Raw genomic sequence first — 18716 nt, 5'->3', positions numbered from 1 at the left:
GATGGGCAGGTGGGCGCGTGACGCAGGATATCGCGGTCGAGCGGCAGCGGCGGTGGAGGTTGTTGTTGGGTGGCGCGGCGGGGGATCTCGGCGCCCTCGGCGAGGACGACCAGCGGCGGGATTCCGCGTTGACCGGGTTGTACGGCGGTGGTGGGGACGCGGTGGACGCCGGTGGCAAGCGCAGTGCCGGGTTGGGCGGGTCGTCGCCGGTGTTGCACCGGTGGTTGGGCGATGTCCGCACGTACTTCCCCAGCTCGGTCGTCCAGGTGATGCAGAAGGACGCCGTGGAACGCCTGGGGCTGCGCCAACTGCTCCTCGAACCGGAACTGCTGTCGAGCGTCGAGCCGGACGTGAGCCTGGTCGGCACGCTGGTCTCCCTCTCCCGCGCCATCCCCGAACGCACCCGCGAGACCGCGCGCGCCGTCGTGCGCAAAGTGGTCGAGGACATCGAGCGCAAGCTCGCCGACCGCCTCCTCGCCGCCGTGCACGGCGCGATCGACCGGTCCCGCCGCACCAGCCGCCCACGCCTGTCCGATGTGGACTGGAACCGCACGATCCGCAAGAACCTGCGCCACTACCAACCCGACCAGCGCACGGTGATCGTGCAGGACCTGGTCGGCAACAGCAGGCGCAGCCGCCAGGCCTCGCTGCGGGACGTGGTCCTGCTGGTCGACCAGTCCGGCTCGATGGCCGAGTCGGTCGTGTACTCCGCCGTGCTGGGCGCCTCGCTGGCCTCGCTGAAGGCCGTCGACACGAAGCTGGTCGTGTTCGACACCGAGGTGGTGGACCTGACCGAGCAGCTCAAGGACCCGGTCGACCTGCTGTTCTCCACCCAACTGGGTGGCGGCACGGACATCAACCGCGCCGTCGCCTACGGCCAGTCGCTGGTCCGCCGCCCGACGGACACGGTGATGGTGCTGATCAGCGACCTGTACGAGGGCGGTGTGGCGCGGGAGTTGCAGCGGCGCGTCCGCGAGCTCGTGCAGAGCGGGGTGACGGTGGTGGTGCTGCTCGCGTTGTCCGACAGCGGCACGCCCGCCTACGACCACGAGCTGGCGGCGAAGCTGTCCGAACTGGGCGCGCCGGCGTTCGCGTGCACCCCGGACCGGTTCCCGGACCTGCTGGCCACGGCGTTGCGCCGCGAGGACGTCGCCGCGTGGGCCGAGCAGAGCGGCATCCCGGTGGGCCGGTGAGCCCTCACCGGATGACGATCCGGCCGAGCGTCATGAACGGCGCGCCCCTGGTCAGCACGGCCGTCCGGCCGCGCGGGTCGGGTCCGGCCAGCCACACCCGGCCGCCGCGGCGGATGTTCTCGCGGACGCGTTCGGGGATCTCGGCCAGCCGCAGGAACGTCCGGTCGGAGCCGGCCGTCTCCAGGTACGTCTGCCGCCCGACGCGCGTGCGCCCCGGCACGAAGTGCACCGAAACGGCGTGCCGGGGGTAGGTGTCGAGCAGTCGGCGCAGGGCGCGCCGCGAGAAGAAGTGCCGCAGCCCGGGCACGGCGAGTTCCACGCACAACGGCGTGAGCACGAACACCCAGCGCGACCCGACCCACTCCGACACGACCCACAGCGTCAGCAAGGCGAACAACGCCAGCCCGACGAACCCGACCGCGCGGCGATCCGCACTGGTCAGGCACTTGTCCACCCAAGCCTCGCCCACCACCGCTCCCAGCAAACCAGAAGTCCTCCCGGTGGGTAACCGAATAGATGATCACCAAACTCACCGGCGGACGACCTTCGCCGGGAACAGCTTCGGCACACCACGGAACGTGACCACGGTGTTCCCGGCGCGGTCGGGCGCGACGACCCACGCCCGCCGGTGCCGGTTGATCCGCCCGCGGGCGACGGGTCCGGCGCTCACGTCCAGCACCAGCGGTCGCGGTCCGTGCACGACGAGCAGCCCGCCGCGCCAGTGGATGCGCACGTAGACCCACGCGTGCTCGCCGAGGACCCGGGGCAACGCCTGCCGCCGCGTCAGCCCGAGCCCGAGGACCAGCACGGAGAACAGCAGCAGCACGAGCGGCAGGGCGGACGACACGGTGAACACGAAGATCAGCGCGAGTTGCAGCACGAACGCGAGCGCGCCGACCACGACCCAGCCGAACGCCCGACGGCCCGCGATCTCCATGCAGTACCGGGTCCACCGGTCGTCGAGGGCCGCACCCCGGGTGGACGGCTTGTTCGGCACGACCACGAGCCACCTCCGCCAGGCGAGCCAAGGTTACGACGAACGCGCGGCCCGCCGAATCGGCCAACCGGACCGTTCCGCCGACCGACCGGACCGATCCGCGGCCTCGTTCCGCGTGCCTGGTCGGCACGGCCGCGGCGGACCCCCTAACCTGCCTGGACGACTCCGGCACGGCGAAGCGCCCGGTAAGCCGGTCGTGGGACTACCGCCGCAGCGCTCCATCAAGTTAGGCTGCCCTAAGTGGGGAGGTGAGCGGGTGAACGAGACACGTCGTCCGCCGGCGCCGCATCCGGCGGAGCGGGCCCGCACGATCGCCGCCCGTGGTGGGCGCGCGGCGCTGCTGCCGTCCGGCGGCACGGAGAACCGCATCACCCCGGTGCTGCACCACGTCCACCCGGACGGTGACGCGACGGTCGTGCTGCCCGACGGGCACCCGCTGGTCGAGGCCGCGCGCGGGTCCGAGGTGACCGCGATGCTGGAGCTCGCCGACCAGGCGCCCGTGCAGCTGCGCGAGCCGGTCCGCGGGCTGCTGTGGATCACCGGGTGGCTGCGCACGCTCACGCCGGGGGAGGCGCGCGAGGCGAGCCTCCAGGTCGCCGAGGCACGTCCGGACCCGCGGCTGCTCGACGTCGGGCACGGCGCGTCGGCGCTGCGGCTGTCGCCCGCGTCGCTGGTGGTGGCCGACGGCGAGGGCACCACGTCGTTGCGGCCGGAGCTGTTCGCGCAGGCGGAGCCGGACCCGTTCGCCGCGCACGAGGACCACTGGCTGCGCCACCTGGAGCTGTCGCACCGGGACGTGGTGGGCCTGCTCGCCCAGCACCTGCCGGACGAGCTGAGGGGCGGTCACGTCCGCCCGCTCGGCCTGGACCGCTTCGGCCTGCGGCTGCGGGTGGAGATGTCGGACTCCGACCACGACGTGCGGATCGCGTTCTCCCGACCGGTGGGCACGGCGCAGGAGCTGGCCGCGGAACTGCGCCGCCTGATGGGCTGCCCTTTCCTGGCACAACGCCGTTGACGGCGGCGCGGTTAACGTAGGGGCGTGATCGAAGACCTCGACGCCCGGACGCGCCGCGGCTACCGGCTGGAACTGCTGCTCGTCTTCGCCGTGACGCTCGGGTTGTCCGGGGCGCGCAGCCTGGTGCGACTGCTGGACAGCCTGCTCGACCCCGTGCCGCTGAACGAGCAGAAGGTCGCAATCAACGTCCCGCAGGCGCGGTTCGACCTGCTCGACCTGATCGCGCAGCTGCTCGGCGTCGTGCAGCTGGCGGCGTGGGGCGGGCTCGGCCTGTACCTGCTGTGGCAGGGCGGCATCAAGCTGAAGGCGCTCGGCCTGGACCGGACCCGCGTCGGGCCGGACGCGCTGGGCAGCCTCGGGCTGGCGGCCGTGATCGGCATCCCGGGGCTGGTCTTCTACCTGGTCGCGTGGAACCTGGGGCTCAACCTGGCCGTGCTGCCGTCCACGTTGGACTCCTCGTGGTGGCGCAGCCTGGTGCTGGTGCTGTCCGCCGTGGGAAACGCGTGGGCGGAGGAGGTCCTTGTCGTCGGGTACTTCATCACCCGGCTGCGGCAGCTCGGGTGGCGGGAGAACACGGCGTTGCTGGCCAGCGCGGTGCTGCGCGGCTCGTACCACCTGTACCAGGGGTTCGGCGGGTTCATCGGCAACGTGGTGATGGGGCTGGTGTTCGGCAAGGTGTGGCAGCGCACGAACCGGTTGTGGGTGCTGGTCGTGGCGCACGCGCTGCTCGACGTGGTCGCGTTCGTCGGTTACACGCTGCTGCGCGGTCACGTGTCCTGGTTGCCCTGAGGTCCTCCCCGCGAAGGACGCCCGATCAGCCGCGAGGCGGACGCGTGGCGACAGCCGCCCCCGACAGCATCAGGTGACCCGACAAGAGGGGGGACCTGATGCGCACCACAGCACTCACCGTCGCGGCCATCGCGACCCTTGGCTTGGCCTCACCCGCGGCTGCCGACACCGGCGTGCGGATCGCCATGCCCGAGCTGAGCGGCCGGCACGCCGTCGGCACCGCGGAGCTGCACCTGGTCGACCGGCGGCCGGACCCGTGGCGGCCGGCGGAGGACCGGGAGGTGATGGTCACCGTCACCTACCCCGCGCACGGCTCCGGCGGGGAACGCGCGCCGTGGATGACCTCGGGCGTGGCGGCGGCCGTCGACCGGGAGGCGGGGCTCGTCGGCATCCCGTCCGGCGCGGTCGACTGGGGTTCTCCCCGGCGGCACGCCCGCACCGGCCCGCCGGTCCTCGGCCGGTGGCCCGTCGTGCTGCACTCGCCCGGTTTCGGGTCGGCGCGGGAGCTGAGCGCCGGCCTCACCGACGACCTGGCGAGCCGCGGGTACGTCGTCGTCTCGATGTCGCACACGCACGAGTCGCTCGCGGTCGAGTTCCCCGACGGGCGGGTCGAGCCGCCGTTGATCGACGAGGACGACCCCACCCAGTTCAAGACCGCGCTCGACGCGCGGGTGGCCGACACCCGGTTCGTGCTCGACCAGCTGGGTGCGATCGCGCGAGGGCACAACCCGGACGCGGAGCGGGACCGGTTGCCGCGTGGTCTCGGCCGGGCGCTCGACCTGTCGCGGGTCGGCATGTTCGGCCACTCGTACGGCGGGTTCACGGCGGGCGAGACGATGGTGCACGACCGGCGGATCGACGCCGGGATCAACGTGGACGGGGCCATGTCCCACGGCTTCGGTGACGGCTACCGGCCCGGTGAGGTCGTGACGCGCGGGCTGGACCGGCCGTTCATGCTGGTGGGCGCGGATTTCGTGGACCCGGGGACGGGCGGGCGGATCGAGCACTCGCACCTGACGCCGGAGTTCGACCCGACGTGGGCGGAGTTCTGGGTGAGCCAGCGCGGGTGGAAGCGCGACCTGCACTTCGACCGGGGCACGCACTACAGCTTCACCGACCTGCAGTTCGCCGTGCCGCAGCTGGGTGGGGTGATCAGCCCGGGGAAGCAGCGGGAGCTGGTGGGCGAGATCGACGCGACCCGGTCGTTGGCCGCGCAGCACGAGTACTACGCCGGGTACTTCGACCTGCACCTGAAGGGGCGGGACACCGGGCTGTTCCGGGGCGACTCGCCGCAGCACCCCGACGTGCGGTTCATCGCCTGAGCGTTCAACTCGGGGGTCCTGGACGTAGGACTCTCGGGTCCTGGACGTAGGACTCTCGGGCTCTGGACGCAGGACACGCGGGTCAGTGGACGAGGAGGAAGCGGGAGGTGGTGTGGGCGGCGGCGGTGACGACGGTGCGGGCGACGCCGGCCGAGTCCAGCAGGGACGCGTCCAGGTCGGCGACGGTCAGGGCGGCGTTCTCGGCGATCCGGGTGGCCGGTTCCGACAGGGCGGCGGCGAAGGCGCGCCAGCCGGCGATCTCCTCCGGGCCGCCGGCGGCGTCCTGCGCCAGGAGGGAGCCCAGCTCGGCCAGGCCCACGCCACCGCCGCGGATCACGCCCTCCCGCACCGCGCTGTCCACCGCGCGCACGGCCCGCCGCACCTTGTCCACGTCACCGGCGGGGGCCCGGATGAGAGCGGCCGTGCGACCGTGGTTCGACGCGGGGTGGGCCAGCACCGTCGTGTCCCGTTCGGTCACCACGACCTTCGCCGCGCGGCCCAACGACGACTTCAACGCCGGGTCGCTCCCCCAGTACGGGTAGTGGATCGCGCCGCCGACCACGCCCTGGAGCCGCTCCACCTCGTCCAGCTCGGCGGTCACCGCGACCACGTCCCGCGTCTCGCCCACCCGCAGCAGCTCGGCGAGCTCCGCGTGCGGCAGCATCTCGCAGACCACGAGCAGCGGGTGTTCGCCGAGCTCCAGCTCTCCCGTCAACCGGTCGACGTCGGTCAGCCGACCGGCGGCCAGCAACACCCACGCGTCCTGCAGCACGGCCGTGCCGCTGACGGTGTCCGTGACGAACCGGTCGGACGCGTAGCCGTGGTCCAGGCGCAGGCCGCGGTGGATCTCGAACTCCAGCTCGAACCGCTTGCTCTCCTCGACCAGGACGGGTCCGCGTCCCCCGGTGCCGGCGGCGACGGCCCCGACGAGCCGGCCGACCTCGGGGTCACCCGAAGCGGTGGTGGCCAGCTGGGTCAGCTCGGCCGGCTGCAACGGCCGCGCCAGGGACCGTTCGATCAGCTCGGTCGCACGGGCGGCGGCGGCCGTGACGCCGCGCAGCAGCCGGACCGGGTTGTGCCCGTCGCGCATCGCGTCGACCAGCCCGCCGATCGCGCCGCGCGCCACGGCCACCGCCGACGCCGCGCCGTCGCCCGCCTCCCGCCGCACGTGGAGGACCAGGTCGCGGACGTACCCCGCGCCGAGCCGGTCACGCGGGTCGTCCGGCTGGAACGCGTCCACGATCGCCGACGCGTCCGACAGCTCCACCGGCCGCCGGTCGACGAACACCACGGCCCGCCGCCCCATCGGGCCCAACGTCCGGCACACCGGCTCAGCGGCGGCCCGGAAACCACGCGCCACCAACAACTGCCCGGACGTGTACGACGCCGTGCCGCGCGGCCGACGTCCCGCGGCGCCACCGGCCCGCGCGATCCGCAGCGGCTGCGACGAGCCGTGCGCGAAGTACTGCGGCGTCTGGTCGGGACGCCTGGCGCGCACCTCGCCCTGCGCGTACTTGAACAGCTCGTCGACGTCGATCCACCCGTCGCCGTCGAGGTCGGCGGCGCCGCCGGCCAGACCCTCGATCAGCACGTCGGTGAACAGCGACGCGCGCGGCGCGTCCAGGGACAGCGAGTCCTGCTCGAACGCGTACTCGTAGGCGTTGGACGCGGTCATCACCACGTACCCGGAGCCCGCACCGTCCGCGCTGTCCAGCACGCTCGTCCCGCCGGCCTTGAACCCCTCCACGAACGCGCCGCTGAAGCAGCAGTCGAGCAGCAGGACCCGTCCGGACGCCCGGCAGTCCTCCAGCTGCTCGTTGAGGAACGAGCGGGGTATCGCGGTGCCGGCGGGCCGGTCCTGCACGGTGTTCGACGCGGCGAAGTACAGCCGCCGCGCGGCCGTGGTCAGGCCGTGGCACGAGAAGTACAGCAGCACCAGGTCGTCGGCCTCACGCGGCGCGAGCAGGTCCTCGACGGCGCGCCGGATCTCGTGGTCGGTCCGGTCCCGCAGCACCTCGACCGCGGTGAACCCGCCGACGTCGGGGTCCTCCAGCACCGCGGCGAGCCGTTCCACGTCCTGCTCCGGCGCGCGCAGCCGGCTCAGCCGGACGTCCTCGTACTCGCCGGTCGCCACCAGGAGCGCGTGCCGGCCCACCTCACCCCTCGCCCTCGTGCTCGCGCAGCCACGCCTCCAGCAGCGCCTTCTGCGAGCGGGCGTCCACGCCCTCGACGGTGATCTCGTCGTCCCGGGTCTTGATCGTCACCTTGCGCGCGCTGCCGCGCTGCACGAACGACGTGACCACGGACGCGACGGCGGCGGCCACCGCGGCGGGCAGCGCGCCGTTGAGCACGAGCTCGGCGACGGTCGCGCCCGCGCCGCTCTTGGAGCCCTCCGGCGACGCGGCGGGCGCGGGTCGTGCGTCGACCTTCGCGCCCCTGACCAGCTCTTGCAGCAACTGGCTCGTCGCCGAGGCCGCGTGGCCCGGCGCGTCGACGAACAAGCGGAAGTCCGACACTGATCCTCCCCCGGTAGAACACGATCATCCCGCAACCACGCCCCCGGACCGGTAGTCCACGTGACAACGCAACGTTCCTGAAGCCACATCGCCCGATCACGCAACGAATCGCCGTTCCAAGGCGGTCATACGATCGACCTTCGCCGGAACGGGCCACTCAGAGCTGCTGATCCGACCGACCTCGGGTTACCCTCGACCCGTGACTGCGCACATCGCCCAGACCGCGTCCACCGACGGCGAGCCGGCAGCGGCGCCCCGCGTCGACAGCGAAGTCGGCCCCCTGCGCACGGTGCTGCTGCACCGTCCCGGCGCCGAGCTCAAGCGGCTCACCCCGCGCAACAACGACCAGCTGCTGTTCGACGGCGTGCCGTGGGTCGACCGGGCCCAGGAGGAGCACGACGCGTTCGCCGAGCTGCTGCGCGGACGCGGCGTCGAGGTGCTGCTGCTGGCGGACCTGCTGGTCGACGCGCTGCACGACGACCGGGCCCGGATCGCGGGCATCCACAGCGCGGTCAACGAGCGGCGGCTGGGCATCGACCTGGCCGACGCGCTGCGCTCGCACCTGGCCTCGATCAGCCCCGACCAGCTGGCCACCGCGCTGATGACCGGCATGACGTTCGAGGAGCTGCCCGCCGCCGAGGGCGCGTCGCTGGTGCGCAAGATGCACCACCCGATCGACTTCGCGGTCGACCCGCTGCCGAACCTGCTGTTCACCCGCGACTCGTCGGTGTGGGTCGGCGACCGGGTCGCGATCACGTCGCTGGCACTGCCCGCGCGCGACCGGGAGACCGCGCTGACCGACCTGATCTACGCCTACCACCCGCGGTTCCGCAGGACCGGCCGCGCGTACGGCGCGCACTCCGCGCCGGTCGAGGGCGGTGACGTGCTGCTGCTCGCGCCGGGCGTGCTGGCGATCGGCGTCGGCGAGCGGACCACGCCCGCGGGCGCGGAGTCGTTCGCCCGGTCCGCGCTGGCCGACGGCCTGGCGCACACCGTGCTGGCGGTGCCGATCACGCAGGAGCGGGCGACCATGCACCTGGACACGGTGTGCACGATGGTCGACCGGGACGCCGTGGTGATGTACCCGGCGGTGCGGGACAACCTGTTCGCGTTCCCCGTGCGGTCCGACGGCGCGGGCGGCGTCGTGGTCGAGGACCGGCGGCCGTTCCTGGAGGCGGCGGCCGACGCGATGGGCATCGAGAGGCTGCGCGTGATCGACACCGGGCTCGACCCGGTGACCGCGGAACGCGAGCAGTGGGACGACGGCAACAACACGCTGGCCGTCGGACCCGGCCTGGTGGTGGCCTACGAGCGGAACGTGGAGACGAACGCGCGGCTGGAGGACGCCGGCGTCGAGGTGATCCGGATCAGCGGCTCCGAGCTGGGCTCCGGTCGCGGCGGCCCGCGCTGCATGTCGTGCCCGATCGACCGCGCGCCACTGGTCTGAAACGTCGCCGGAAAGGGTTGCCTAAGCTTTCTTCGGCAACCCTTTCCTTACCTTCGTAAGCCTTACCTGAAATGCATTAAAGCGCACTTTCGGTTATTCTGCGAGCATGGCTGTCAACTTGAAGAAGATTACCGCCGCGCGTTCCTCGAAGTTCCACGCCCTGCTTCAGGAGCAGGTGCGCAACGAGTTCACGGCCTCGCAGCAGTACGTGGCCATCGCGGTCTGGTTCGACGCCGCCGACCTGCCGCGACTCGCGTCGCACTTCTACAAGCAGGCACTGGAAGAGCGCAACCACGCGATGATGATCGTGCAGTACCTGATGGACAACGGACTGCCGGTGGCCATTCCCGGTGTGGACGACGTGCGCAACGACTTCACCGCGCCGCGCGAGCCGGTCGCGCTCGCGCTGGAGCAGGAGAAGAAGGTCACCGAGCAGATCGTCACGCTCGCCAAGACGGCCCGCGACGAGGGCGACTACATCGGCGAGCAGTTCCTCCAGTGGTTCCTGAAGGAGCAGGTGGAGGAGGTCGCGTCGATGAGCACGCTGCTCACCGTGATCGACCGCGCCGACGGCAACCTGTTCCACGTGGAGACCTTCCTGACCCGCGAGAGCGTGGGCGAGGAAGCCGACAACGGCACGCCGCGCGCCGCGGGTGGCGCCGTGTAGAGGCCGACCCGCCGACAGCGAACGACGCCCGTCACCCCTGTGGGTGGCGGGCGTCGCGGTCAGTTCAGGCAGCCGTGGCCTTCCCTGGTCAGGCCGATGCCGGTGAGGGTGTCGCCCGCGTCGCGGAAGTAGAACCACAACCAGGTCCCGCGGTCCGCCGCGCGGACGAACCCGTGCGGCGTCTGCTCCACGTCCGGGTAGACCTCGTGCATGCGGGCCCGCGAGTCGCCGAGGCGCAGGCCTTCCGGTGTGCGGGCGCCCGACTCGACCCGGAGGTCCACCGCGACGCCGTCGTGCAGGCCCACCCAGCCCTCGACGGTCTCCAGCTCGTGCACCGGGCACGAGAACGCGGACTCCGTCATCTCCTCGCCGACCTCGCCGGTGGCCTTGAGCTGCTGCAACGACATCCCCAGCCGCACCGCGCCGATGCCGCGGCCGTCGAGCACGGCCGCGTCACCCGCCCCGGACGTGCCGCTGACGTTCGTGATGGGTGGCACGACCTGCGGCGCGGACGACTCGCAGGCGGTCAGCAGCAGGGTTGCCGCCACCACGACCAGCCGCTTCATCCGTCCATCCTCCCGCTCGACCCCACCCGCGGCATGATCAGTTGAAGCAGGCCTGACCCCGACGGGCCAGCGCGGTGCTGCCCCGGAACTGGTAGTTCACGTCGTCGGTCACCCACACCCTGAAAGCGGCCGTCACACCGCCGCCATTCTGCCAAGGCTCGCCGCTCGGGTAGGTCTCGGCGAGCCGCGGGTCGGCCGGGCCGATCTCGACCGGCAGGCCCTCGGCGGTCACGGCGCCGTAGTTCACCAAGATCGCCATGAGGCCCTTGCCGTCCTGGATCCACGCGGAGCCGTTGCCGGACTTCAGCGGGTACATGTCGCACTCCGAGCTCATCCGCAGCGTCGGCTCCCCGACCAGACCGGTCGCCACGAGCTGCTCGCGCGTCATGCCGAGCTTGATCGCGCCGAACGCGGAGTGGCTGAGCACCGGCGTCGTGTCCACCACCACGGTCTCCTGCACGGTGCTCGTCACCGTCGACTGCACCGTGACGGTGCTCGGCGCGACGGCCGACGTGCTCGACGGCGCGGTGGTCGTGACCGCGGTCGTGGTCGTCGACGCCGGCGACGCCGAGCCGATCGACGCGTCCGGTTGCGCCGTGCACCCCACCATCGCCAGACCGGCGACCACCAGCACCACACCCATGACCTTCATCGCTGTTCCCCCTGCTGCGCGCAGTCGGCGGTGAGCCGCTGCATCCGAATTCCGACAACCCGCTCCGCGTCCAGCGCGAACACGTACATCCAGCCCACGTCACCGGTCATGGAGACCTGGTAGCCCCCGTGGGCCTGCTCCCCCTGCGGGTACTGCGCCTTCACCTGCTCCAGCGTCGAGCCGACGCCGATCCCCTTCGACGTCCTGCCGGCCGCGGGCAACGTGATGCGCACGACGCCCTGGCCACGCGCCACGAGCACGGCGTTCGCGGTGCCCGGTTCGCTCGTCCACGCGAACGCCGCGCACTCGCCGCCGGGCGCCGCGGTCACCAGACCGGTGGCCGCCACCTCCTGCTCGGTCATGCCGAACTTCACCGCGCCGTACCCCACGTCCGGTCGCGTCGGCCCCTTGGTCACCATCACCGTGACCGTCTCCACCACGGTGTGCGGCGGCGGCGCGACCTCGGTCCCCCCGGCGGGCGTCGCCGTCGTGGCGGTCGTGGTGGTGGTCGGCAGCACGGCCGGGTCCACGGACGGCAGGCTCAACGAGCCGCCCAGCGCCGACACACCCCACCCGCTCGCCACCAGCGCGACCGCCGTGACCGCGCCCACCACCGCGGTCCGCCGGTGACGCGCACGGCGCGCCCCCGCCACGACCACCTCGGTCGCGTCCGGCCTGGCCCGCACGTCCAACCGGTCGTCCCGCAGCAACCGGCCCAACTCCTCCTCGAGGTTCACCCCGAATCCCCCAGTCGTGCGCGCAAGGTCGCCATCGCCTTGCTGTTCTGGCTCTTGACCGTGCCCGCGGACACGCCGAGCGTGTGGGCGATCTCGGCCTCGGACAGACCGTCGTAGAAGCGCAGCACGACCACGGCGCGCTGACGCGGCGGGAGCGCCCGCAGCGCCTGCCACAGCGGCTCGTGCTCCAGGCGGTCGTGCCCGGCCGCGGCGACCGCGTCGGGGAACTCCGCCACCAGGTCCTCACGCCGCCGACGGCGCCACCGGCTGGTGTTGGCGTTCGCCATGGACCGCCGCACGTACGCCAAGGGGTCGCCCTTGCGCAGCACCGCCGCCCACCGCGCGCCGACCTTCTCCAGCACGGCCTGCACCAGGTCGCCCGCGTCGTGCGGGTTGCCGGTCAAGGCGTGCCCGTAGCGCAACAGGCCCGGCAACGACATCCGCACGAAGTCGGCGAAGTCGGCCGTCGTCCCCCCACCACGATCGGTGGCTCTTTCCCCCGGCAAGACCGCGGTCACCTCGAAACCCCCCTCGAGCGGCGGCCCCTCGGCCACCGTCGGAGAGGACACGCTCGAGCGGGGTTGTCGGTTGCCTCAGACCAAGGTCACAAAACGGGCAACGGACGGAAGGCGCCGTCGGCGTCCGGCGTGAACTCGTGCACGGCCACCACCGCGTCGGCCGGGATCGGCCCGTAGACGTGCGGGAACCACGGGCCGTCCTCGGTCTCGCCCGGCTCCCACAGCACGGGCAGGCCCTCGGGATCGATCACCAGCAGCACGAGGTCGTGCCGGTGCGGGTACAGGCGGTTGGCGGGCAGGTGCACGGTCCCGGGATCCGAGCAGTGCACGAAACCGTCGAGGTCGAGCGGGATCGCGCCGTCCTCGCGGGCCCGCCTCCAGTCCGCCTTCGGGCTGATCCGCAGGATCACTCCGACTCCTCACTTGTCCACAGGAGCCTGTGGACAAAGCTGGGGATACCTGTGGACAGGTTCAGCGCAGGGTGATCTGCCGCCCGCGCAGACCGTCGCGCGAGCGCCGTTCCTGCTCGGTGAGCGGTTCGGCGTCGAGGCTGGTCAGGGCATCCCGCAAACGATTGCCCAACGCTTCCGCGCCAGGCGCCCACTCGCTGGAGTGCAGCTCGCGGTCCAGGTCCCACACCGGGACCAGCAGGCCGTGCGCGCGGAACGACCCGGCGTACCGGGAGCCCTCGCCCAGGTCGAGCTCGCCGCGCACGGACAGCCGGGCGAGCGCCGCGAGCAGCGTCTCCTCCGGCTCGGGGCGGACCCAGCGCAGGTGCGCCTTGTCGCCCGCGTCCACCCAGTAGGCGGCGGCCACGCCCGGCGCGTCGAGGCGCTCGGTGGGCAGGATCGCGGCGTTGGCCCGCTCCAGGGACAGGGCGACCTCGCCGGCGGGCTCGTTGTCCGGCGGCAGCCACCACGCGAAGTCGGGGTGCAGCTCGGGGCTCAACGTCGCCTCGACGTCCAGCAGGTCCTGCAGGCGGCCGGGGTTCGAGCCGTCGTCCGTGCCGACGACCGCGAGGGCGTCACCGGTCTTCGCGGTCAGCGCCCACTGCACGGCACGCGCCAGGTCGCGGCTGAGGTCGCCGGACCGGGTCTGCACCTGGAGGCCGACGAACGCGGTGCCGTCCGAGCGGACCAGGCCCGCCGCCGCCATCGGCAGCACGGTCGCCAGCACGACCTCGCGACCGCTGTCCGCCTTGAGCGGCAGCTTCACCGTCGCCGAGGGCACGAACTCGCGCAGCGCGATCAGCTCCGCCTCGGCGGCCAGGCCCTGGAACGGGCGGGAGACGATCACGTCCGCCGCGCCGCCCGCCGAGCCGTGGCAGGCCTTGTAGCGCTTGCCGGAGCCGCACGGGCACGGCTGCCGCGGGTTGACGCCGTCCGCCGGCTTGTTCTTCACGGCTGTCCGCTTCGCCACCGCGCCTCCTCGGTCTCAGGGCTGGTCGGGCGTCAAGTTATCCGCAAGGTGCTCGCGCGTCTCCTCCGGGTTGTTGGTGGCGAGGAACCGGACGCCCCGCTCACGGCACAACGCGATGTCGGCCGGGTCGTCCACCGTCCACGCGTAGACACCCTCTCCCCTGGCGGGGTGACGCTTGAGCAGGTGAACGCCCGGTCCGGCGTAGTCGGCGAAGTGGGGCTTCACCTTCGGCCACAGCCGGTCGTAGAGCAGGACCGTGGGCACCTCGGGCCTGAGCTTCTTGAACCGGTGCACGGCGAAGACGGAGAACGACATCATCACCGCGTCGACCCGGTGGCGGCCCAGCTCCTCGGCGAGCCTGCGCTCGACCAGGCTCCCGTACCGGACGGGGTGCTTGGTCTCGACGAACAGCCGCTTGCCGTGGTCGGCGGCGAGGCCGAGCAGCACGTCCAGGGTCAGCACCTCGGCCGGCTCGCCGCCGTGCCAGCTGCCGAAGTCGTGCCGGCGGAGCTCGTCCAGGGTCATCGCGCTGACCTTCCCCGCGCCGCCGCTGGTGCGGTCGATCGTGCGGTCGTGCACGCACACGAGGTGCCCGTCCCTGGTGAGCCGCACGTCGCACTCCAGGCCGTCGGAGTGGCGCAGCGCCAGCTCGTAGGCGGCGAGGGTGTGCTCGGGGCGGCGGGTGGACGCGCCGCGGTGAGCGATGACTTCAGGTGACACGTCAGGGATGCTCCTGGCGGAGCACGCACCGGGTCAACCCGCGTTGGACGGCGCCGCCTTTGGCGTCGCGACCGCCCGACGCGACCCGACTACTCGAAGTCACAGCTCGCTGAATGTTTGAAACAACAACCACACTCGGATGGACGCGAGCCCTGCTCAAGACCTACCGTCCGTCACCGTGGCCTACTTCGACCAGCACGATCCGGCTTTCATCGCGGATCCGTACCCCGCGTTCGCCGCGATGCGCGCGCAGGGCGACGTGCACTGGCACGAGGAGATGGGCGTCGCGGTGGCGGTGTCGCACGCGGCGGCGTCGGCCGTGCTCAGGCACCGGGCGCTCGGCCGCATCTGGACCGACGCGAAGCCGGTGGACCGGTTCGCGTCGTTCAACCTCCTGCACCGCAACTCGCTGCTGGAGAACGAGCCGCCCACGCACAGCAGGCTGCGCAGGCTGGTGGCCGCCGCGTTCGGCCGCGGTCACGTCGAGCGGCTGCGGCCGTGGATCGCCGAGCTGGCCGACCGCCTCGTGGACGAGCTCGTGGCCAAGATCTCGTCGGAGGGGCAGGCCGACCTGCTGTCCCACGTGGCCGCGCCGCTGCCGGTCGAGGTGATCGCCGAGCTGCTGGGCGTGCCCGCGCGGGACCGGGCGCTGTTGCAGCCGTGGTCGAACGCCATCGTGAAGATGTACGAGTACGACCTGGCCGCGGACAAGCAGGCGGCGGCCGAGCGCGCGTCCGCGGAGTTCGTCGCGTACCTGCGGGAGCTGATCGCGCTGCGGCGCACGTCGCCCGGTGACGACCTGGTGTCCGACCTGGTGGCGGTCACCGACACCGACGGCGCGAAGCTGACCGAGGACGAGCTGGTGGCGACCGCCGTGCTGCTGCTCATGGCCGGCCACGAGGCCACGGTCAACGTGATCGGCAACGGCGTCCAAGCGCTGATGAACCACCCGCACGAGTGGCGACGCCTGGTGAACGATCACGCTCTGCTACCCACGGCGGTGGAGGAGCTGATCCGCTACGACTCGCCGTTGCAGCTGTTCGAACGCACCGCCACCGAGCCCGTCACCATCGCCGGCTACCGGGTCGAGCCGGGCCAGAAGATCGCCGCGCTGCTGGGCGCGGCGGCCCGCGACCCCGAGGTCTTCGCCGACCCGGACACCTTCGACATCACCCGCAACCCCAACCCCCACCTGGGGTTCGGCATGGGCATCCACTACTGCCTCGGCGCGCCCCTGGCCCGCATCGAGGTCCAGGCGGCCCTGTCCTCCCTGGCGCGCAAGCTGCCGAACGCCACCCTGGCCGCCGAACCGCGCCGCCGCGCCGAGTTCGTCATCCGGGGCCTGCACGACCTGCCGCTGACGTCGGCGTAATCCGGTGGACGGCGGGGCACGCCCCCGCCACGCTGGGCCGATGCGGTTGTCGGTGATCGCGCACCCGGTGGTGCGGCACGCGCCGCTGCACCGCGTCCTCGTGCCCGCCGCACGGCTGCGGAACCTCTGGGTGCGGCCCCCTGAGCCGATCGTCGGCCTGGCGACGGTCACCGGGTCACGGGCCGACCTGCTGCGGTTGGGTGCGTTGGTGCGGTTGGCGGCGACCAGTCGGCACAGCGCGCTGTTCGTCCCGGCGCGGGACAACGTGCCGGGGGGAGAGCGTTGGCGGATGGGCTGCGCCGGGCCCGTGGACCTGCTGGTGGTGCGGCGTGACGTCGGGTTGAGGCCGTCGGGGTGGCCCGAGGTGCGGCGGGCGCTGCGGAGGTCGACGGCACGTCCCGGACGGTTCACGACGCCACCCGCGCGCACCGACGAGGTGTGGCGCGAGTGGGAGTGGACCGGGTCGCACCGGATCACGCTCGCCGAGCACGCGGCCACCCTCGTCGTTTCCAGCACGAGCCGCTCGCTGCTCCGCCTCGGCGACCTGTTCACCGAGGCGGGTGAGCTGGTCGCCGCGGACCGGGAGGTCCACCGGCACGGGCACGCGCACCTGACCGGCCTGCGGAGGGTGTTCGCCGAGCCCGACGTGGCGCTCGACGTCTACGGGCGCGACCCGATCTTCCACAAGCGCCGCTGGGCGCGGGCCGCTAGCGCTTGCGCGAGTACTTCTTCGGCAGCTTGAAGCCGCGTTCGGCCATCACCGTGCGCAGGCGGTCCGGGTAGTCGGTGATGATGCCGTCCACGCCGTCGTCGATCAGCTTGTGCATGGTGGCCGGGTCGTTGACCGTCCACGGGACGACCTTCAGGCCGTGCGCGTGCGCCTCGTCCACCAGGGCTTTCGTGGTGAACGGGACGTAGTCCGGGTCGCCGACCCCACCGTTCTGCGGGTTGCCGTGCACCGGGGAGAGCGCGGACGCGCCGAAGCTCTTCACCGCCTCGACCACGCTGCCGCCGAAGTCCTCCAGCTTCAGGCCACCCGTCCACGGGGAGCCGGGGCGCAGGAACTCGGGCTGGGTCAGCGCGACCAGCGGCAGGCGAGGCTCGGCTTGGCGCCACAGCATCAGCGTGCCCCAGTCGAACGACTGGACGGTGACGTTGCGGAAGAAGCCGGACTTGCGGATCTCTCGGGCCGTGACCTCGACGAACTGCTCGCGCGGGGCGGTCTCGTGCGGCGCGGCGGCCTCGACCTTGGTCTCGATGTTGAACTTGACGTCGAACGCCCGGTAGCTGCGGGCGAGCGCGAAGACCTCGGCCAACGTCGGCATCCGCGCGCCCGGCGACAGCTCCTGGTCCGGGTACTGCGCCCACCGCCGCGAACCGCAGTCCAGCGTGCGGACCTGCGCGAACGTGAGGTCCTTCACGTACTTGCCCGCGTACGGGAACGCCGGGTCGCCGGGGAACGCGGGCGCGGTGTCGACGCACTTGTTCGGGTTCGTCTTGCGGTCGTGGGTGACGACCTCACGGCCGTCCTTGGTGATCTGGACGTCCAGCTCCAGCGTCGTGACGCCCAGTTCGAGCGCCTTGCCGAACGCCGCCAACGTGCTCTCGACGGTCAGCCCGATCCCGCCGCGGTGGGCTTGGAGGTCGAACTTCTTCCCGCCGGTGGCGTTCGCCACGCCGGAGCCCAGCAGGGTCAGGATCAGTGCCGCCGCGAGTACCCGCATGGGGTCACGGTGGCACGCGGCCGGTCAGGAGCCCAAGTGCCGCAGGAAGAACGACCACTGAACAGCGGGGAACGCGAGCGTTGCGGCCTGCGGGTTCTTCGAGTCCCGCACGGCGACCACCGGCCCCGCGAACGCCACCTCCACGCAGTTGGTGTTGCTCGCGCCACCACTACGGCTGCTCTTCCGCCACACGGCACCCGAAAGGTCCACAGTGGACACAGCCATCGCCTCTTTCACTCCGCCAGAACCCGTTCGACCAAGGCGATCGACTCCTCCGGGCCCAGCGCTTGGGAAGTCAAGTGCTCGAACATGAGTTTAGCTTCCCGAAGGCCGCGTTCATCCTCGATGTGCACCGCACCCGCCATGTGCTCGATGAAGAGGACCGGCGGCTCGTCGTCCTCGAACCCGAGCAGGGTGAAGCCGCCGACCATGCCGGCGTGCGCGCCCCTGAGATTGGCCATCACGCGGAGGGTGATGTTGGGCAGTTCCGCCATGTCCACCAGGTGTTGCCGTTGCTCGCGCATGACTTCCGGCCCGCCGACGTCCTTGCGCAGCGCGGCTTCGTCGATGATCGCGTGCAGTCGCAGCGGGTCCGGACCGGTCAGTCGCTCCTGGCGGATCCGGCGGACACGGATGTCGTTCTCCAGCCATCGTTTGGTGCGCGGCAAGCGGTGGGCCTCGAACAACGCGCGCATGTACCCGACCGTTTGCAGCAGGCCCGGGACCACCAGCAACGCGAGTTCGGAGAGGTCGGACGCCTCGGTCTCGACGTCGATGTAGCCCTGGTTCTCGATGCCGTAGGTGGTCCACCACCCGGGCTCGCGGGCTCGCAGCGCCTGGTCGATGAGGTCGGGGTCGTACTGGTCGTAGAGGTCCATCATCGACTTGGCGAGGTGGACGTCGAGGATCGTCTCGCCCTTCTCCAGCCGGTGGAGGGTGGACTTGGTGCGGTAGAGGGCTTTGGCGGCCTCGTCGAGGGTCAACTTGGCCTGGGTCCGCATCCGGGCGAGCTTGCGCCCCAGCCGACGGCGGCGGAACGGTGGCGGGGTGGGCACAGGGCAG

Annotated in this window: 22 protein-coding genes; 8 read left to right on the top strand and 14 right to left on the bottom strand. The window is 72.0% G+C overall.

The annotated features are described in order from the left end of the window. The first annotated feature begins 17 nt into the window (after positions 1 to 17). Positions 18 to 1193, top strand: a complete 1176-nt coding sequence (locus tag AB0H12_RS13400) for a VWA domain-containing protein (RefSeq protein WP_499623095.1) — start codon at positions 18 to 20, stop codon at positions 1191 to 1193. 4 nt (positions 1194 to 1197) lie between these two features. Here the strand turns inward: AB0H12_RS13400 and AB0H12_RS13395 are convergent, their stop codons facing one another. Continuing rightward, complete coding sequence (locus AB0H12_RS13395) at positions 1198 to 1662, bottom strand: hypothetical protein (protein WP_499623093.1); 465 nt, start codon at positions 1660 to 1662, stop codon at positions 1198 to 1200. Positions 1663 to 1722: 60 nt separating this feature from the next. After that, positions 1723 to 2196, bottom strand: coding sequence for a hypothetical protein (locus AB0H12_RS13390; RefSeq protein ID WP_499623091.1), 474 nt, complete (start codon positions 2194 to 2196; stop codon positions 1723 to 1725). Positions 2197 to 2446: 250 nt separating this feature from the next. On the opposite strand from AB0H12_RS13390, the gene AB0H12_RS13385 reads away from it, so the two are divergent. The 3 genes from AB0H12_RS13385 to AB0H12_RS13375 all read left to right on the top strand — a co-directional run bounded on the left by AB0H12_RS13385 (position 2447) and on the right by AB0H12_RS13375 (position 5316). Further along, positions 2447 to 3205, top strand: a complete 759-nt coding sequence (locus tag AB0H12_RS13385) for a DUF2470 domain-containing protein (protein WP_499623089.1) — start codon at positions 2447 to 2449, stop codon at positions 3203 to 3205. 24 nt (positions 3206 to 3229) lie between these two features. After that, on the top strand, positions 3230 to 3994 hold the full coding sequence (locus AB0H12_RS13380) for a CPBP family intramembrane glutamic endopeptidase (protein ID WP_499623087.1): 765 nt from the start codon (positions 3230 to 3232) through the stop codon (positions 3992 to 3994). Between the two features lie 98 nt (positions 3995 to 4092). After that, positions 4093 to 5316: an alpha/beta hydrolase family protein gene (locus AB0H12_RS13375; protein ID WP_499623086.1), complete on the top strand. Its 1224-nt coding sequence runs from the start codon at positions 4093 to 4095 to the stop codon at positions 5314 to 5316. A gap of 82 nt (positions 5317 to 5398) precedes the next feature. Here the strand turns inward: AB0H12_RS13375 and AB0H12_RS13370 are convergent, their stop codons facing one another. Beyond that, the gene (locus AB0H12_RS13370) at positions 5399 to 7471 is read right to left on the bottom strand and encodes a caspase, EACC1-associated type (protein ID WP_499623084.1); all 2073 of its coding nucleotides are present in this window, start codon (positions 7469 to 7471) and stop codon (positions 5399 to 5401) included. A gap of 1 nt (position 7472) precedes the next feature. Next, positions 7473 to 7832 (bottom strand): hypothetical protein, encoded by a 360-nt coding sequence (locus tag AB0H12_RS13365; RefSeq protein ID WP_498771174.1) that lies wholly within the window; start codon positions 7830 to 7832, stop codon positions 7473 to 7475. Positions 7833 to 8031: 199 nt separating this feature from the next. On the opposite strand from AB0H12_RS13365, the gene AB0H12_RS13360 reads away from it, so the two are divergent. Beyond that, complete coding sequence (locus AB0H12_RS13360; RefSeq protein WP_499623083.1) at positions 8032 to 9279, top strand: arginine deiminase; 1248 nt, start codon at positions 8032 to 8034, stop codon at positions 9277 to 9279. A gap of 106 nt (positions 9280 to 9385) precedes the next feature. After that, positions 9386 to 9946 carry a ferritin gene (locus tag AB0H12_RS13355; RefSeq protein WP_499623081.1) on the top strand — a complete coding sequence of 187 codons (561 nt, stop codon included), beginning with the start codon at positions 9386 to 9388 and terminating at the stop codon, positions 9944 to 9946. Between the two features lie 59 nt (positions 9947 to 10005). Here AB0H12_RS13355 and AB0H12_RS13350 read toward each other — a convergent pair whose 3' ends face one another. The 7 genes from AB0H12_RS13350 to AB0H12_RS13320 all read right to left on the bottom strand — a co-directional run bounded on the left by AB0H12_RS13350 (position 10006) and on the right by AB0H12_RS13320 (position 14558). Beyond that, a complete protein-coding gene (locus AB0H12_RS13350; RefSeq protein WP_499623080.1) occupies positions 10006 to 10512 on the bottom strand; it encodes a hypothetical protein in 507 nt (168 codons plus the stop codon). Positions 10513 to 10549: 37 nt separating this feature from the next. After that, a complete protein-coding gene (locus AB0H12_RS13345) occupies positions 10550 to 11164 on the bottom strand; it encodes a hypothetical protein (RefSeq protein ID WP_499623078.1) in 615 nt (204 codons plus the stop codon). After that, a complete protein-coding gene (locus AB0H12_RS13340) occupies positions 11161 to 11901 on the bottom strand; it encodes a hypothetical protein (protein WP_499623077.1) in 741 nt (246 codons plus the stop codon). Before AB0H12_RS13340 ends, AB0H12_RS13345 begins: the two co-directional genes overlap by 4 nt. Further along, positions 11898 to 12419, bottom strand: coding sequence for a SigE family RNA polymerase sigma factor (locus AB0H12_RS13335; protein WP_499623075.1), 522 nt, complete (start codon positions 12417 to 12419; stop codon positions 11898 to 11900). The genes AB0H12_RS13340 and AB0H12_RS13335 overlap by 4 nt, the downstream gene beginning before the upstream one ends. A gap of 86 nt (positions 12420 to 12505) precedes the next feature. Next, a complete protein-coding gene (locus AB0H12_RS13330; protein ID WP_499623074.1) occupies positions 12506 to 12829 on the bottom strand; it encodes a DUF952 domain-containing protein in 324 nt (107 codons plus the stop codon). Positions 12830 to 12890: 61 nt separating this feature from the next. Further along, the gene (locus AB0H12_RS13325) at positions 12891 to 13838 is read right to left on the bottom strand and encodes a DUF5926 family protein (RefSeq protein WP_499623073.1); all 948 of its coding nucleotides are present in this window, start codon (positions 13836 to 13838) and stop codon (positions 12891 to 12893) included. Between the two features lie 15 nt (positions 13839 to 13853). Next, entirely contained in the window at positions 13854 to 14558 is a 705-nt protein-coding gene (locus AB0H12_RS13320; RefSeq protein ID WP_499623072.1) for a glycerophosphodiester phosphodiesterase family protein, read from the bottom strand. 139 nt (positions 14559 to 14697) lie between these two features. On the opposite strand from AB0H12_RS13320, the gene AB0H12_RS13315 reads away from it, so the two are divergent. Together AB0H12_RS13315 and AB0H12_RS13310 are read left to right on the top strand one after the other, a co-directional pair. After that, a complete protein-coding gene (locus AB0H12_RS13315) occupies positions 14698 to 15930 on the top strand; it encodes a cytochrome P450 (protein WP_499623071.1) in 1233 nt (410 codons plus the stop codon). A gap of 40 nt (positions 15931 to 15970) precedes the next feature. Next, positions 15971 to 16672, top strand: a complete 702-nt coding sequence (locus AB0H12_RS13310; RefSeq protein ID WP_499623069.1) for a hypothetical protein — start codon at positions 15971 to 15973, stop codon at positions 16670 to 16672. On the opposite strand, the gene AB0H12_RS13305 is transcribed toward AB0H12_RS13310, so the two are convergent. Genes AB0H12_RS13305 through AB0H12_RS13295 form a run of 3 tightly spaced genes read right to left on the bottom strand, consistent with a single transcriptional unit; the run spans position 16638 to position 18709 of the window. Further along, on the bottom strand, positions 16638 to 17654 hold the full coding sequence (locus tag AB0H12_RS13305; RefSeq protein WP_499623067.1) for a glycerophosphodiester phosphodiesterase: 1017 nt from the start codon (positions 17652 to 17654) through the stop codon (positions 16638 to 16640). The two genes, AB0H12_RS13310 and AB0H12_RS13305, sit on opposite strands and share 35 nt — an antisense overlap. Before the next feature lie 24 nt (positions 17655 to 17678). Next, positions 17679 to 17879, bottom strand: a complete 201-nt coding sequence (locus AB0H12_RS13300; protein WP_499623065.1) for a DUF397 domain-containing protein — start codon at positions 17877 to 17879, stop codon at positions 17679 to 17681. 8 nt (positions 17880 to 17887) lie between these two features. Then, on the bottom strand, positions 17888 to 18709 hold the full coding sequence (locus tag AB0H12_RS13295) for a helix-turn-helix domain-containing protein (RefSeq protein WP_499623064.1): 822 nt from the start codon (positions 18707 to 18709) through the stop codon (positions 17888 to 17890). Between the last annotated feature and the right edge of the window lie 7 nt (positions 18710 to 18716).

This window comes from Actinosynnema sp. NPDC023794 (assembly GCF_040639675.1).
GTDB lineage: Bacteria > Actinomycetota > Actinomycetes > Mycobacteriales > Pseudonocardiaceae > Actinosynnema > Actinosynnema luteola.
Note: the sequence above shows the minus strand (reverse complement) of the source record. Positions and strands in the feature narration are given on the sequence as shown.

What these genes read in the sequence shown, in the direction of transcription:
- AB0H12_RS13375 (WP_499623086.1), top strand. Translation starts at nt 4,093, where the DNA reads ATGCGCACCACAGCACTCACCGTCGCGGCCATCGCGACCCTTGGCTTG.
- AB0H12_RS13355 (WP_499623081.1), top strand. Translation starts at nt 9,386, where the DNA reads ATGGCTGTCAACTTGAAGAAGATTACCGCCGCGCGTTCCTCGAAGTTC.
- AB0H12_RS13350 (WP_499623080.1), bottom strand. Translation starts at nt 10,512, where the DNA reads ATGAAGCGGCTGGTCGTGGTGGCGGCAACCCTGCTGCTGACCGCCTGC.
- AB0H12_RS13345 (WP_499623078.1), bottom strand. Translation starts at nt 11,164, where the DNA reads ATGAAGGTCATGGGTGTGGTGCTGGTGGTCGCCGGTCTGGCGATGGTG.
- AB0H12_RS13315 (WP_499623071.1), top strand. Translation starts at nt 14,698, where the DNA reads ATGGACGCGAGCCCTGCTCAAGACCTACCGTCCGTCACCGTGGCCTAC.
- AB0H12_RS13310 (WP_499623069.1), top strand. Translation starts at nt 15,971, where the DNA reads ATGCGGTTGTCGGTGATCGCGCACCCGGTGGTGCGGCACGCGCCGCTG.
- AB0H12_RS13305 (WP_499623067.1), bottom strand. Translation starts at nt 17,654, where the DNA reads ATGCGGGTACTCGCGGCGGCACTGATCCTGACCCTGCTGGGCTCCGGC.
- AB0H12_RS13300 (WP_499623065.1), bottom strand. Translation starts at nt 17,879, where the DNA reads ATGGCTGTGTCCACTGTGGACCTTTCGGGTGCCGTGTGGCGGAAGAGC.